This window comes from Cellulomonas sp. NPDC055163 (genome assembly GCF_053607065.1).
In genome coordinates this window covers 457114-470788 of the sequence record NZ_JBSGSU010000004.1, presented here as the reverse complement: position 1 = coordinate 470788, position 13675 = coordinate 457114, and the positions used below count along the sequence as shown (strand labels likewise).

The following is a 13675-nucleotide window of genomic DNA, read 5'->3' as shown; positions in this document are numbered from 1 at the left end:
CCGCCGCACCGCGCGCCGCCGCACCGCCGTGCCGCGCGCCGCCGTACCGCCGTGCCGAGCACCGCCGTACCGCCGTGCCGCGCGCCGCCGCACCGCCGTGCCGCGCGCCGCCGTCCGGCTCAGCCGCAGACCACCCCCGTGCACTGCGGCTCGCGGCCGTTGCGCGAGGCGGTGTTGCCGCCGCCGTCGGTCACGTTCGGGGCGTGGATCCCCCACCCGGTGCTGCGCTCGACGCGGTTGCCGGTGAGGACGCCGGGGCTGAGCACGTCGATCGCGTCGCCGTTGCGCAGGAAGATGTTGTCGGTGAGGGTCACGAACGGCCAGACCCAGTCCGGGTTCTCCGCGGGCACCCCGACCTCGGGGGAGCGCACGGCGACGTCGTTGCGGACGAACGTGTTGCCGACCGCCTCGACGGGTCCGAACGCGTCGATCACCACGCCGTTGCGCACGAAGTCGTTGTCCGTCAGCAGAGCGGTGCCGGACGGGTAGTGCTCGACGGGGAGCACGAGGTCGTTGTGCGCGACGTAGGAGCCCTCGAGGGCCGGCGCGCACGCGAAGGTGCCGCCGAACACCTGGCGGTTGCGGGTGATCCGGGACCCGCTGATGCGCAGGTACCCGTCGGAGCACTCGCCCACGAGGTCGTTCCGCGTGAACGTCGCCCCCTCGACGTCGACCCACTGACTGATCGCCAGGCCGTTCCCGCGGAACACCGTCCCGCCGGTCACCTCGACGTACCCCTGGAACCCACCGGCGAGCCCGGTGTCGTTGTCGACGACCCGTCCGCCGTCGACCACGACGCGGCTCGTGAACGACGCGTCGAGGCCGAACCAGTTCTCGCGCAGGACGACGTCCTGCAGGCGCACGCGCGGCTCGGGGACCGTGACGTCCACCTCCGTCGTGGAGACGCCGGCGCCGAAGCCGCGGATCGTGCCGTTCCTGATCGTGTGGTTCTCCCAGCCCGGCAGCACGACGCCGTTGCTCTCGCGCGTCCCGCGCAGCACGTGCCCGCGCAGGTCGAGGTCCACGCCGTCGCCCTCGAGGACCACGGCGACGTCGGTCGGGCAGGTGAGGTCGTGCGCGAGGTACGCGTCCGACGTGACGGTCTGCCCGCACGTCGTCACCGCGACCGGCCCGGGCGGCGTGGTGGCCGCGGGCGTCGGTGAGGCGTAGCCCGCGACCGCCGTCGTGACGACGAGTGCAGCAGCGAGCACGGTGTGTGCCATGGAGGTCCCCCCGGATCCGGTGCGGGGGCGCCGTCGCCACCCGCTGATCGGACGCTAGCGAGCCAGGCACACACAGGACAGGGTGAAACATTCCGGGCAGCACCGCCGCCCGCACCCGCCCGCGCGGACACCCCGCACGTGCGCTCACCCGCCGCCGGTAACCTGGGTCACGTCTGCCGACGGACGCCCGCGGGCTCACGCCCGGGCCGGGCCACCAGCCGAGGGAATCGATGACCACCGCGCCCCAGCACGTCCAGCACCCGTCCGACACCGTGGAGCACGCGGCCGCGACCCCGGACCAGGAGCAGCCGTTCGCCGAGCTCGGCCTCAAGCCCGACGAGTACCAGCGGATCCGCGACATCCTCGGCCGCCGCCCCACGGCCGCCGAGCTCGCGATGTACTCCGTGATGTGGTCCGAGCACTGCTCGTACAAGTCGAGCAAGAACCACCTGCGCCAGTTCGGCGACAAGACGACCGACGAGATGAAGAAGCACCTGCTCGTCGGGATCGGCGAGAACGCCGGGGTCGTCGACATCGGCGACGGCTGGGCGGTCACGTTCAAGGTCGAGTCGCACAACCACCCGAGCTACGTCGAGCCGTACCAGGGCGCCGCGACCGGCGTCGGCGGCATCGTCCGCGACATCATCTCGATGGGCGCGCGGCCCGTCGCGGTCATGGACCAGCTGCGGTTCGGCGCGGTCGACCACCCGGACACCGCGCGCGTCGTGCACGGCGTCGTGTCCGGCGTCGGCGGCTACGGGAACTCGCTCGGCCTGCCGAACATCGGCGGCGAGCTCGTGTTCGACCCGTCGTACCAGGGCAACCCGCTGGTCAACGCGCTGTGCCTGGGCGTGCTGCGCCACGAGGACATCCACCTCGCGAACGCGTCGGGCGTCGGCAACAAGGTCGTGCTGTTCGGGGCCCGCACGGGCGGCGACGGCATCGGCGGCGCGTCGATCCTGGCGAGCGAGACGTTCGACGACGCGAAGCCGTCCAAGCGCCCGTCGGTGCAGGTCGGCGACCCGTTCATGGAGAAGGTGCTCATCGAGTGCTGCCTCGAGCTGTACGCGGCGCGCGTCGTCGAGGGCATCCAGGACCTCGGCGCGGCCGGCATCTCGTGCGCGACGAGCGAGCTCGCGAGCAACGGCGACGGCGGCATGCACGTCGACCTCGAGAACGTGCTGCTGCGCGACCCGTCCCTGACCGCCGGCGAGATCCTCATGTCGGAGTCGCAGGAGCGCATGATGGCGGTCGTCACGCCGGAGAAGCTCGACGCGTTCCTCGCGATCACGTCGAGGTGGGACGTCGAGACGGCGGTGATCGGCGAGGTCACCGGCACGGGCCGGCTCACGATCGACCACCACGGCCAGCGGATCGTCGACGTCGACCCGAAGACGGTCGCGCACGAGGGTCCGGTCTACGACCGGCCGTACGCGCGCCCGGCGTGGCAGGACGCGCTCAACGCCGACACCGTCTCGGGCCCCGAGGCCGCCGGGCGCGTGGCCCGCCCGAGCACGCCCGACGAGCTCCGCGCGACCGTGCTGCAGCTCCTCGCGTCGCCGAACCTCGCGTCGAAGGCGTGGGTCACGAACCAGTACGACCGGTTCGTGCAGGGCAACACCGCGCTCGCGCAGCCCGACGACGGCGGCGTCGTCCGGGTCGACGAGAGCACCGGGCTCGGCGTCGCGCTCGCGACCGACGCCAACGGCCGCTACGCGAAGCTCGACCCGTACACCGGCGCGCAGCTCGCGCTCGCGGAGGCCTACCGGAACGTCGCCACGACCGGCGCGCGCCCGCTCGCGGTGACCGACTGCCTCAACTTCGGCAGCCCCGAGCACCCGGACTCGATGTGGCAGCTCGTCGAGGCGATCCGCGGGCTCGCGGACGCGTGCCAGGCGCTCGGGGTGCCCGTGACCGGCGGCAACGTGTCGCTCTACAACGGCACCGGCGAGCCGGGGCACATCGACTCCGCGATCCACCCGACCCCCGTCGTCGGCGTGCTCGGCGTGCTCGACGACGTCGCGAGCGCGACCGCGTCCGGCTGGACGCAGCCGGGTCAGGGCGTCTACCTGCTCGGGACGACCCGCGGCGAGCTCGACGGCTCCGCGTGGGACGACGTCGCGAACGCCCACCTCGGCGGCCTGCCCCCGGCGGTCGACCTCGAGGCCGAGCGCCGCCTCGCCGAGGTCCTGGTCCGTGCGAGCCGCGACAACCTGGTCGACGCCGCGCACGACCTCTCCGAGGGCGGGCTCGCCCAGGCGCTCGTCGAGTCGAGCCTCCGGTACGACGTCGGGGTGCAGGTCGACCTCGAGCCGCTGTGCCGGCGCGACGGGGTCACGCCCTTCGAGGCGCTGTTATCCGAGTCGACGGCCCGCGCGATCGTCGCGGTCCCGCGCAGCGAGGAGGTCCGGTTCACGGACCTGTGCACCGCGCGCGGCGTCCCGGTCCTGCGCCTCGGCGTGACCGACGACGCGTGCGCCCCCGGTGCGGGTGTCGCGACAGGCGGCTCCGACCCGGCCACGGACCACGAGCACACCCCGTCGGTCGAGGTCGCCGGGCTGTTCACGCTGCCGCTGGCCGAGGCCCGCGCCGCGCACGAGGGGACGCTGCCGCGGTACTTCGCGTGAGGCGCCGGTCGATGTGCGGCGCGGCCGCTGGAGCGGCGCGGGCCGGGTGCGTCGGCGTCGCCTCCGAGGGCGGGCCGCCGCTCGACCGCGCGTCGCCGCCGAGGACCCGCGTGTGACCGCGGCATAAATGCGTGGCCCGGCGCGCCGGGCCGGTCCTAGCGTCGCTCGCATGGACGAGCAGCAGGGCGGCCCGGTGGTCCGGGTGGTGCGTGTCGACCGGCACGCCGTCCTCGTGCTGCCCACGGACGCCGCGGGCACGGTCGAGCCGGCGCCGGGGGACGGCCCGGCCGTGCACGAGGGCGGCTCCCGCGAGGCGGCCCCCGACGCCGACCCGGCCGCTCGCGGCGTCCCCGTCCCGCAGCGCGTCGCGCTCGACCGCGACGGTCTCGCCCCGACGGACGACGGCACGCGCCTCGCCCCGACGGTCGGTGACATGCTCGTGCTCGACGAGCGCCCCGGCGCCCCGGCGCGCGTCGCCCGCCTCGTGCCCCGCCGCACCGCGCTCGTCCGCGACTCCGCGGACCGCACGTCCCTGACGCAGGCCCTCGCGGCGAACGTCGACGTCGTGGTGGTCGCCGAGCACCTCGACCCCGAGCCGGACCTGGGGCGCGTCGAGCGCCTGCTCACGCTCGCGTGGCGCTCGGGCGCGCAGCCCGTCGTCGTCCTCACGAAGGCGGACCTGGCGCCGGACGCCGACGCGATCGCGGCGGAGGTTGCGGACGCGGCCATCGGGGTCGGGGTGCACGTGGTGAGCGCGACGCGCGGGACCGGCCTGGATCCGCTGCGGGCGCTCCTGACGCCGGGGACGACGATCGTCGTCGTCGGCCCCTCGGGTGCGGGGAAGTCGACGCTCGTGAACGCGCTCGCCGGGCGTGAGGTCATGGCGACGGGGGAGAGCCGGGCGGACGGGCGCGGCCGGCACACGACGGTGCACCGCGAGCTCGTCGCGCTCGGCGGCGGTGCGATGCTCATCGACACCCCGGGGGTGCGCGGGGTCGGTCTCGTCGCGGACGCCGACGCGCTCAGCACGACCTTCCCCGACGTCGAGGAGCTCGCGGCAGAGTGCCGCTTCCGCGACTGCGCGCACGCGAGCGAGCCCGGCTGCGCGGTGCGCGAGGCGCTCGCCGCGGGGGACCTTCCGCAGCGACGGTTCGCGAGCTGGCAGCGCCTCGCGCGGGAGGCGGCGTTCCAGGCGCGCCGGGCCGACGCGCGCCTCGCCGCCGAGCAGCGGGCTCAGGTCAGGCGCACCACCGTCGAGCACCACCGCGGGCAGCGCGCGGCTCCCCGCCGCTGAGCGTGCGGGCCGTCCGGAGGGCGGCCCGGTGCGTCGTCCGACGCCGGACCTCGACATGAAACCTCTCTCACGCGGAACGCCTGCGCCGCCGCGCCCACCGCGTGCACCCTGGAGAGGCCGCCCGTTCGAGTGCCCGTCGCCCGACCGGTCGGTTGCCTAATCGATTACGCAATCGCAAGGCCTGGCGAGCGGGCGCACGACCGCCCATCCTCGACAGCGACCGAGCGATCCCCGCCGGCCCCGACATCGAGGTCGGTGAGGGGAGCCGCGCGACGCACACCACCACGACGAGGAGATGCATGTCTCAGCGCACCAGGGCGGTCGCCCTGCTGTCGGCCAGCCTGCTGGCGGTGACGGGGATCGGCGCGATCACCGCCACCTCGGCCCAGGCGGCCGTCGGCTGCAAGGTCGACTACGCCGTCACCAACCAGTGGAGCAGCGGCTTCGGCGCCAACGTCACGCTGACCAACCTCGGGGACAGTCTCGACGGCTGGACGATCGGCTGGACGTACGCGTCCGGTCAGAAGGTCACGCAGTCGTGGAACGCGACCGTCACCCAGAGCGGCGCGGTCGTCACCGCCCGGTCCGCGAGCTACAACGGCTCCCTGCCGAAGGGTGCCCAGACCAGCTTCGGGTTCAACGGCTCCTGGAGCGGCTCCAACCCCGTCCCGACGAGCTTCACCGTCAACGGGGTGACGTGCACCGGCACGGTCACGAGCACGCCGACGCCGACGGCCACGCGCACCCCCACGCCGACCCCGACGGCGACGCGCACCCCCACGCCGACCCCCACCCCGACGCAGACGCAGACGCCCACGGGCTCGACGCCGCTCGCGATCAACGGCCAGCTCCACGTCTGCGGCGTGAACCTGTGCAACCAGAACAACAAGCCGATCCAGCTCCGCGGCGTCAGCACGCACGGGCTCCAGTGGTTCCCGGCCTGCTACAACACGACCTCGCTCGACGTGCTCGCGAACGACTGGAAGGCCGACGTCCTCCGGATCGCGATGTACGTCAACGAGGGTGGCTACACGACGAACCCGGCCGGCTTCACCTCGCAGGTGAACAACCTCGTCGACCAGGCCGAGGCCCGCGGCATGTACTCGATCATCGACTTCCACACGCTGACGCCGGGCGACCCGAACGAGAACCTGGCGAACGCGAAGACGTTCTTCCAGAACGTCGCCACGCGCAACGCGGCCAAGAAGAACGTGATCTACGAGATCGCGAACGAGCCGAACGGCGTCACGTGGGAGCAGATCCGCACGTACGCCAACCAGGTCATCCCGGTCATCAAGGCGGCCGACCCCGATGCCGTGATCATCGTCGGCACGCGCGGCTGGTCGTCGCTCGGGGTCTCGAACGGCTCGAGCTCGGCGGAGATCATCGCCAACCCGATCGCCTTCTCGAACATCATGTACACGTTCCACTTCTACGCGGCGTCGCACCTCGACAACTACCGCGCCGAGGTCCGGAACGCGGCGGGCAGGCTCCCGCTGTTCGTGACGGAGTGGGGCACCACGAGCGCCACCGGTGGTGGCTCGGTCGACATCGCGAGCTCGACGGCGTGGCTCGACCTGCTCGACTCTCTCAAGATCAGCCACGTCAACTGGACGTACTCCGACGCCAACGAGAGCTCGGCGGTGTTCAAGGCGGGCACCTGCTCGGGCTCGAACTTCGGCACGTCGCAGCTGTCGACGTCCGGCCAGTTCGTCCGCAGCCGGATCGTGACGGCGGACAGCTTCTGACGTCCTGACGGCCGGCGCCTGCCGCTCCCGCGGTGGGCGCCGGCCGGCGTGCCGAGCGCCTGCGCCCGGTGTGCCGACCTCGGCCCTGCACCGGTGCAGAGCCGTGTTTGCCAAAACGATTCGCGAACCACGGAATGCGCTTGCCGTCTGGCGTCGAAGGGTTTCGCTGGGCTTGTCTCGTCTCCTGACGAAGCGACCCCGCGCGGCTCCGACACCGACGTCGACATCCCGTGGGCGCACGCACCCCGACGATAGGAGAAGCATGTCTCAGCGCACGAAGGCAGCGGCGTTGCTGTCGGCGAGCCTGCTGGCGGTGACGGGGATCGGCGCGGTCACCGCGACCTCCGCCCAGGCCGCCGCCGGCTGCAAGGTCGACTACGCAGTGACGAACCAGTGGGGCGGCGGCTTCGGCGCCAACGTCACCGTGACCAACCTCGGCGACCCGGTGAGCTCCTGGAGCGTCGACTGGACGTTCCCGTCCGGTCAGTCGATCCAGCAGCTGTGGAACGGGGTCCCGAGCCAGAGCGGCGCCGCCGTGACGGTCAAGAACATGTCCTGGAACGGCAACGTCGGCACGGGCGGCACCGCGAGCTTCGGCTTCAATGGCTCGTGGAGCGGCGCCAACGGCGCCCCCACCGCGTTCCGGCTCAACGGCGTCGCCTGCACGGGCGCCCCGGTCAGCACGCCGACGCCCACCCAGACCTCGACCCCGACGCCGACGCCGACGCCGACCGTCACCCCGACGACGACCCCCGTGCCGAGCGGCACGTTCTGGGTCAACCCCAACACGCAGGCCGCCACCGCCGCGGCCGCGGCCAGCGGGGACAACCGCCGCCTGCTCGAGAAGATCTCGACCAACGCCGCGGGCTCGTGGATCGGCAACTGGAACAGCCCCTCGGTCTCGCAGCAGGAGGTCCGCACCGTCACGCAGGCCGCCGCGGCGAAGGGCCAGACGGCGCTCCTCGTGATCTACGCGATCCCGGGCCGTGACTGCGGCAACCACTCGAGCGGCGGCGTCGCGACGAGCGAGTACGCCGGCTGGATCGACCAGGTGGCCGCCGGCATCGTCGGCAAGCCGTGGATCGTGCTCGAGCCCGACGCCCTCGCCCAGCTCGGCGACTGCGACGGCCAGGGCGACCGCGTCGGCTACCTCAAGTACGCCGCGCAGAAGCTCACGCAGGCCGGCGGCCGCGTCTACATCGACGCCGGTCACTCGGCCTGGCTCTCGCCGTCGGTCGCGGCCCAGCGCCTCAACCAGATCGGCTGGGACTACGCGGTCGGCTTCGCGCTGAACACCTCGAACTACCGGACGACCGCCGAGTCGCGGTCCTACGGCCAGCAGATCTCGCAGCTCACGGGCGGCAAGACGTTCGTCATCGACACGTCGCGCAACGGCAACGGCCCGAACGGGTCCGAGTGGTGCAACCCGAGCGGTCGCGCGCTCGGCGAGAAGCCGGCGCTGGTCAACAGCGGCGGGCTCGACGCGACGCTCTGGGTCAAGCTGCCCGGCGAGAGCGACGGCGCCTGCAACGGCGGCCCCGCCGCCGGCCAGTGGTTCCAGTCGCAGGCGCTCGAGCTCGCGCGCAACGCCAAGTGGTGACGCCGGCGACCCACGCCTGCTGACCGACCGACGCCGGCCGGACGGATCCCTCCGCGGGGACCGTCCGTCCGGCGTCGTGCTGCGCCCGGACCGTGCGGTGGGTGCCGGCGCGGTGCGCGTGCACCCTGCGGGTCCGGCAAGATCGTGACGTGCCCCCACGCCGCCGCACCGAGCCCGCCGACGGCCGTGCCGCGCTCGCCGTCTGGCGCGCGGACCCGTCGGCCGCCCCGGTCCCCACGCGCCGCACCGCGGTCCGCTTCACGCTCGAGGAGCTCGCGGACGTCGCGCCCGGGCACTCCGTCGAGGTGCGCGTGCCACCCGACGGCGCCGTCCAGGCGCTCGACGGCCCGCGGCACACGCGCGGCACCCCGCCGAACGTCGTCGAGACCGACCCCGCGACCTGGCTCGCGCTCGCGACCGGGGAGCTGACCTGGCACGCCGCGCTCGCCGCCGGCCGCGTGCGGGCGTCCGGCGAGCGGGCCGACCTCTCGGGGTACCTCCCGCTGCACGCCGCGCGCGCTCGCTGAGTGCGGGTCCGGGCTCCCTCCGCCCTACGCTGGTCCGATGCCCGACGAGTCGCACGAGTCGCCCCAGCACCGCCCGGCCCCGGCCCCCGGCACGCCGGTGGACGCCGCGCCGACGGGTGCTGCACCCGCCACGACCACGGGCGCGGCGTCGGCGGCGCGGGTGGACGCCGCCACGACGACGGGCGCGGCGCCGGGCCTCCCGTCGTCGGCGGCACCGGCGGAGGCGGCCGCGACCACGGGCGCGGCGTCGGGCCTCCCGTCGTCGGCGGCGGTGGACCCCGTCCCGACGGCACCCTCGCCCGTGCCCGACGAGGCCGAGCTGGCTCGCGTCGCCGAGCCCGCGACCGTGCGCCGGGCCCCGAAGTTCGGGGCGTTCGTCACGGCGGGAGTGCTGCTGGGCGCCGTGCTCGGCTTCGTCGCCGCGCTGGTCACCGGCTCCTCGGTCGAGGGCGACGGCGGCACCGGGTTCATCTCGTTCCTCGACGGGCAGGGTTCCGCACGTCTGCTCGTCGCCCTCGCCGGCGCGACCCTCGGGGCGCTCGTCGCGGGGATCGCCGCCGTCGTGGCCGACCGCCGGAGCCTGCGCGGGCGGTGACCGCGGTGCGGTCCTCGGTGCCGTCGGCGCGGACCGTTGTGCGACCATGGTGACGTGGCCCTTCGCGGAGACGGACTTCTGAACCACGACCTCCTACCCCACGAGAAGGGACCCCAGGACGCGTGCGGCGTCATGGGGATCTGGGCTCCGGGTGAAGAGGTCGCCAAGCTCGCCTACTTCGGGCTCTACGCGCTGCAGCACCGCGGGCAGGAGTCGGCGGGCATCGCCACGTCCAACGGCGAGCAGCTGCTCGTCTACAAGGACATGGGACTCGTCTCGCAGGTGTTCGACGAGACCGCGCTGAACGCGCTGCAGGGGCACATCGCCGTCGGGCACACGCGGTACTCGACCACGGGCGGCAGCACGTGGGAGAACGCGCAGCCGACGCTCGGCGCCACCGCGGGCGGGACCGTCGCCCTCGGGCACAACGGGAACCTCACGAACTCCGCGGAGCTCGTCGACCTCGTCGCGGAGCGGTACGGCTCCCAGCGCCGCGGCGAGCTCGCGCGCGGCAACACGACCGACACGGCGCTCATCACCGCGCTGCTCGCGGGCGACCCCGACCACACGCTCGAGGCCACGGCGCTCGAGGTGCTCCCGCGCCTCAAGGGCGCCTTCTGCCTCGTCTTCATGGACGAGCACACCCTGTACGCCGCGCGCGACCCGCAGGGCGTGCGCCCGCTCGTGCTCGGTCGCCTCGAGCGCGGCTGGGTCGTCGCGAGCGAGACCCCGGCCCTCGACATCGTCGGGGCCTCGTTCGTCCGGGAGATCGAGCCGGGCGAGCTCGTCGCGATCGACGCCGACGGGCTCCGCAGCACGCGCTTCGCGAAGGTCGACCGCGCGGGCTGCGCGTTCGAGTACGTCTACCTCGCGCGCCCCGACACGTCGATCGCGGGCCGCTCCGTGCACGCCGCGCGCGTCGCGATGGGCCGCCGGCTCGCGCAGGAGCACCCGGTCGAGGCGGACCTGGTGATCCCCGTCCCCGAGTCGGGCACCCCCGCGGCCGTCGGGTACGCGGCCGAGTCCGGCATCCGGTTCGGGCAGGGCCTGACGAAGAACGCCTACGTCGGGCGGACGTTCATCCAGCCGTCGCAGACGCTGCGCCAGCTCGGGATCCGGCTCAAGCTCAACCCGCTCAAGGACGTCATCCGCGGGCAGCGCCTCGTGGTGGTCGACGACTCCATCGTGCGCGGCAACACGCAGCGCGCACTCATCCGGATGCTCCGCGAGGCCGGCGCCGCCGAGGTCCACGTCCGGATCAGCTCACCGCCGGTCAAGTGGCCGTGCTTCTACGGGATCGACTTCGCCTCGCGTGCCGAGCTCATCGCCAACGGCCTCGCGGTCGAGGAGATCGGTGCCTCGCTCGGCGCCGACTCGCTCGGCTACATCTCCGCCGAGGGCATGATCGAGGCGACCGAGCAGCCCGCGTCGCAGCTGTGCACCGCGTGCTTCAGCGGCAGGTACCCGATCGAGCTGCCGCCGTCGGACCGCCTCGGCAAGCACCTGCTCGAGCAGAACGAGCTCCCGCTCGGCGCCCCGGAGGACGGCCTCGCGACGCTCCTGCACGGCGCCGGCGGCGCGACCGCCCTGGACCACCCGTGAGCGCCGCAGTCCCGGGCGCCGGGACCGGCGCGCCCTCCGTCACGTACGCCGACGCCGGGGTCGACACGCACGCCGGCGACAAGGCCGTCGAGCTCATGAAGGACGCCGTGCGCGCCACGCACGGCCCGCAGGTGCTCGGCGGCGTCGGCGGGTTCGCCGGCCTGTACGACGCCTCGGCGCTGCTGCGCTTCCGCCGGCCGCTGCTCGCGACGTCGACCGACGGGGTCGGCACCAAGGTCGCGATCGCGCAGGCCCTCGACATCCACGACACCATCGGGTTCGACCTCGTCGGCATGGTCGTCGACGACATCGTCGTGGTCGGGGCGACCCCGCTGTTCATGACCGACTACATCGCGTGCGGCCGGGTCGTGCCCGAGCGGATCGCCGGGATCGTGCGCGGCATCGCCGCGGCGTGCGAGGTCGCCGGGACGGCGCTCGTCGGCGGCGAGACCGCCGAGCACCCGGGCCTGCTGGGTCCCGACGACTACGACGTCGCCGGTGCCGCCACGGGGCTGGTCGAGGCCGACGAGCTGCTGGGCCCCGAGCGCGTCCGGACCGGCGACGTGCTCGTCGCCCTGGGCTCGTCCGGGCTGCACTCCAACGGGTACTCGCTCGTCCGCAAGGTCGTCGAGGTCGCCGGGTGGGGCCTCGAGCGTCACGTGCCCGAGCTGGGCCGCACGCTCGGCGAGGAGCTGCTCACCCCGACGCGCGTGTACGCGTCCGACTGCCTGGCGCTCGTCGAGCGGGCCGCCGGCGGCGTGCACGCGTTCAGTCACGTGACCGGGGGAGGCCTCGCGGCGAACGTCGCGCGCGTGCTGCCCGCCGGCGTCGTCGCGGACGTGGACCGCTCCGGGTGGACGCTGCCGCCCGTGTTCTCGCTCGTGCAGGGGCTCGGCAACGTCCCCTGGGGCGACCTCGAGAACACGCTCAACCTCGGCGTCGGCATGGTCGCGATCGTGGCCGCCGACGCGGTCGACGGGGTGCTCGCGCACGCCGGCGAGCTCGGGCTGCCCGCGTGGGTGCTCGGGTCGGTGCGCGACATCGACCCGGTGCGCGACGTCACGGGCGACAGCGACCTCGTCACGGGGACCAAGGGCGTGCACGCGGGGGCCGTCCGGCTCTCGGGCGCGTACCGCGTCGGCTGAGGCGGATCGTACATCGGACGCGCTCGCGCGCGGGTGGCGTCGGGCGCGGCGCGGAGCGTGCGGCAGCCGCGCACACGGGTCACGTCGGACGCGGGCGGGGGGTGCTGACGTTGCGCCCGCCCGGGCTGCGTCGGACGCAGGCGGGGTGCGCTCCGGGTCGCTCGCGCGCGCCGCTGGGACGCCCGGGGTGGCGCGGCACGGGGTGCGTGTCGCGGACGGCCGGAGGCGTCAGCCCGGCACGAGACGTCGTCAACCGGAACAGACGACGGGAGCCGGCGTCCACGGGCGCGAGAGACGGCCCGTGACGATCGGTCGCGAGAGCCGGCCGGGGCGGGCGTCGACCGGTCGCGAGAGCCGGCGGAGGCCGGCGCCGATCCTTCCGCCGTCAGCCGGCGAACGGCACGGCCGAGCGACCGCGATCGCTCGCGGTCGGCCTCGGCGGGTGCTTCAGCGCTCGGTGAGCCAGGAGGGGAGGTCGTCCCCGTCCGGGTCGTCGTCGGTGTCCACAGCGCGGCGGCTGTCGGTCACGACATCGTTGCGGCCGTGCGACGTGAGCTCCTGCTCGAGAGCTCGGTAGTTCGTCTCCGGGCTGAAGTACTTCAGCTCCCGAGCGACCTTCGTCTGCTTAGCCTTCTGACGGCCGCGCCCCATGGCATCGACCCCCTCTTACGTGGATGCGGGGCGGCTACGTGCTGACACGTGCGGCCCCGGGGTGCTGAATCGTCTCTTCGTGGGGCAACGGTACATGCTCCGCCGGTATTCCGACCACTCGCGGCGAGCTCTCACCCGGGCGATCACGTCACAGCGGGACCGACGCAATCAAAGCTACCGTTTGGTCGGGATCGCCCCGATGTGTATCGTTGCAGAACCGCTCCAGACTACGCCGCAGGTCGCCGATGTGACCAACTCGTGCTACGAAATGCGGCTTTGGAGCGGGTACGTCATGCTAGGTGAAGCGGCGCGTGGGGGGCTGCCCCGGGTGTCGTGTGCGTGCCGGTCAGCAACATTCGTTCACCAGCACGGTCGGGGTGGGGGCGCCGTAGGTCGGGGCTGCTGCTGCGGCGGTGCTCCACCTGGAGGCAGTCGATGTCCGCACACCCCGCCGAGTCCGAGGCGCTGCTCACACCATCCGAGGTTGCGAGCCTGTTCCGCGTCGACCCGAAGACCGTCACCCGCTGGGCCAAGGCCGGCAAGCTGACCTCGATCCGCACGCTGGGCGGTCACCGCCGCTACCGCGAGGCCGAGGTCCGCGAGCTGCTGGACGGCATCCCGCGCCAGCGCGCGACGACCGCCTGACCCGTACCGACCGTCAGC

At 73.7% G+C, this 13675-nt stretch carries 11 protein-coding genes; 9 read left to right on the top strand and 2 right to left on the bottom strand.

Features of this window, described 5'->3' with window-relative positions:
• Nucleotides 1-119 precede the first annotated feature (119 nt).
• Complete coding sequence (locus tag ACWFNE_RS10545; protein ID WP_452122367.1) at nt 120-1223, bottom strand: hypothetical protein; 1104 nt, start codon at nt 1221-1223, stop codon at nt 120-122.
• A 230-nt stretch (nt 1224-1453) separates the two neighbouring features.
• Between ACWFNE_RS10545 and purL the strand changes: the two genes are divergently transcribed.
• The 8 genes from purL to purM all read left to right on the top strand — a co-directional run bounded on the left by purL (nt 1454) and on the right by purM (nt 12361).
• Entirely contained in the window at nt 1454-3850 is a 2397-nt protein-coding gene (gene purL / locus ACWFNE_RS10540; protein ID WP_452122366.1) for a phosphoribosylformylglycinamidine synthase subunit PurL, read from the top strand.
• A 169-nt stretch (nt 3851-4019) separates the two neighbouring features.
• The gene (gene rsgA, locus ACWFNE_RS10535) at nt 4020-5144 is read left to right on the top strand and encodes a ribosome small subunit-dependent GTPase A (RefSeq protein WP_452122365.1); all 1125 of its coding nucleotides are present in this window, start codon (nt 4020-4022) and stop codon (nt 5142-5144) included.
• A 299-nt stretch (nt 5145-5443) separates the two neighbouring features.
• On the top strand, nt 5444-6892 hold the full coding sequence (locus ACWFNE_RS10530) for a cellulase family glycosylhydrolase (protein WP_452122364.1): 1449 nt from the start codon (nt 5444-5446) through the stop codon (nt 6890-6892).
• Between the two features lie 262 nt (nt 6893-7154).
• Nucleotides 7155-8492: a glycoside hydrolase family 6 protein gene (locus ACWFNE_RS10525; protein WP_452122363.1), complete on the top strand. Its 1338-nt coding sequence runs from the start codon at nt 7155-7157 to the stop codon at nt 8490-8492.
• A 149-nt stretch (nt 8493-8641) separates the two neighbouring features.
• Complete coding sequence (locus tag ACWFNE_RS10520) at nt 8642-9019, top strand: sterol carrier family protein (protein ID WP_452122362.1); 378 nt, start codon at nt 8642-8644, stop codon at nt 9017-9019.
• 37 nt (nt 9020-9056) lie between these two features.
• Nucleotides 9057-9614 (top strand): hypothetical protein, encoded by a 558-nt coding sequence (locus tag ACWFNE_RS10515; protein WP_452122361.1) that lies wholly within the window; start codon nt 9057-9059, stop codon nt 9612-9614.
• A 54-nt stretch (nt 9615-9668) separates the two neighbouring features.
• Nucleotides 9669-11216 carry an amidophosphoribosyltransferase gene (gene purF / locus ACWFNE_RS10510; RefSeq protein WP_452122360.1) on the top strand — a complete coding sequence of 516 codons (1548 nt, stop codon included), beginning with the start codon at nt 9669-9671 and terminating at the stop codon, nt 11214-11216.
• Nucleotides 11213-12361 (top strand): phosphoribosylformylglycinamidine cyclo-ligase, encoded by a 1149-nt coding sequence (gene purM, locus ACWFNE_RS10505; RefSeq protein WP_452122359.1) that lies wholly within the window; start codon nt 11213-11215, stop codon nt 12359-12361. Before purF ends, purM begins: the two co-directional genes overlap by 4 nt.
• A 447-nt stretch (nt 12362-12808) precedes the next feature.
• Here the strand turns inward: purM and ACWFNE_RS10500 are convergent, their stop codons facing one another.
• Nucleotides 12809-13012 carry a DUF3073 domain-containing protein gene (locus tag ACWFNE_RS10500; protein WP_034626664.1) on the bottom strand — a complete coding sequence of 68 codons (204 nt, stop codon included), beginning with the start codon at nt 13010-13012 and terminating at the stop codon, nt 12809-12811.
• A 435-nt stretch (nt 13013-13447) separates the two neighbouring features.
• Between ACWFNE_RS10500 and ACWFNE_RS10495 the strand changes: the two genes are divergently transcribed.
• Complete coding sequence (locus tag ACWFNE_RS10495; protein ID WP_034626666.1) at nt 13448-13657, top strand: BldC family transcriptional regulator; 210 nt, start codon at nt 13448-13450, stop codon at nt 13655-13657.
• The last annotated feature ends 18 nt before the right edge of the window (nt 13658-13675 follow it).

What these genes read in the sequence shown, in the direction of transcription:
- purL (WP_452122366.1), top strand. Translation starts at nt 1,454, where the DNA reads ATGACCACCGCGCCCCAGCACGTCCAGCACCCGTCCGACACCGTGGAG.
- ACWFNE_RS10495 (WP_034626666.1), top strand. Translation starts at nt 13,448, where the DNA reads ATGTCCGCACACCCCGCCGAGTCCGAGGCGCTGCTCACACCATCCGAG.
- ACWFNE_RS10525 (WP_452122363.1), top strand. Translation starts at nt 7,155, where the DNA reads ATGTCTCAGCGCACGAAGGCAGCGGCGTTGCTGTCGGCGAGCCTGCTG.
- ACWFNE_RS10545 (WP_452122367.1), bottom strand. Translation starts at nt 1,223, where the DNA reads ATGGCACACACCGTGCTCGCTGCTGCACTCGTCGTCACGACGGCGGTC.
- rsgA (WP_452122365.1), top strand. Translation starts at nt 4,020, where the DNA reads ATGGACGAGCAGCAGGGCGGCCCGGTGGTCCGGGTGGTGCGTGTCGAC.
- ACWFNE_RS10515 (WP_452122361.1), top strand. Translation starts at nt 9,057, where the DNA reads ATGCCCGACGAGTCGCACGAGTCGCCCCAGCACCGCCCGGCCCCGGCC.
- ACWFNE_RS10500 (WP_034626664.1), bottom strand. Translation starts at nt 13,012, where the DNA reads ATGGGGCGCGGCCGTCAGAAGGCTAAGCAGACGAAGGTCGCTCGGGAG.
- ACWFNE_RS10530 (WP_452122364.1), top strand. Translation starts at nt 5,444, where the DNA reads ATGTCTCAGCGCACCAGGGCGGTCGCCCTGCTGTCGGCCAGCCTGCTG.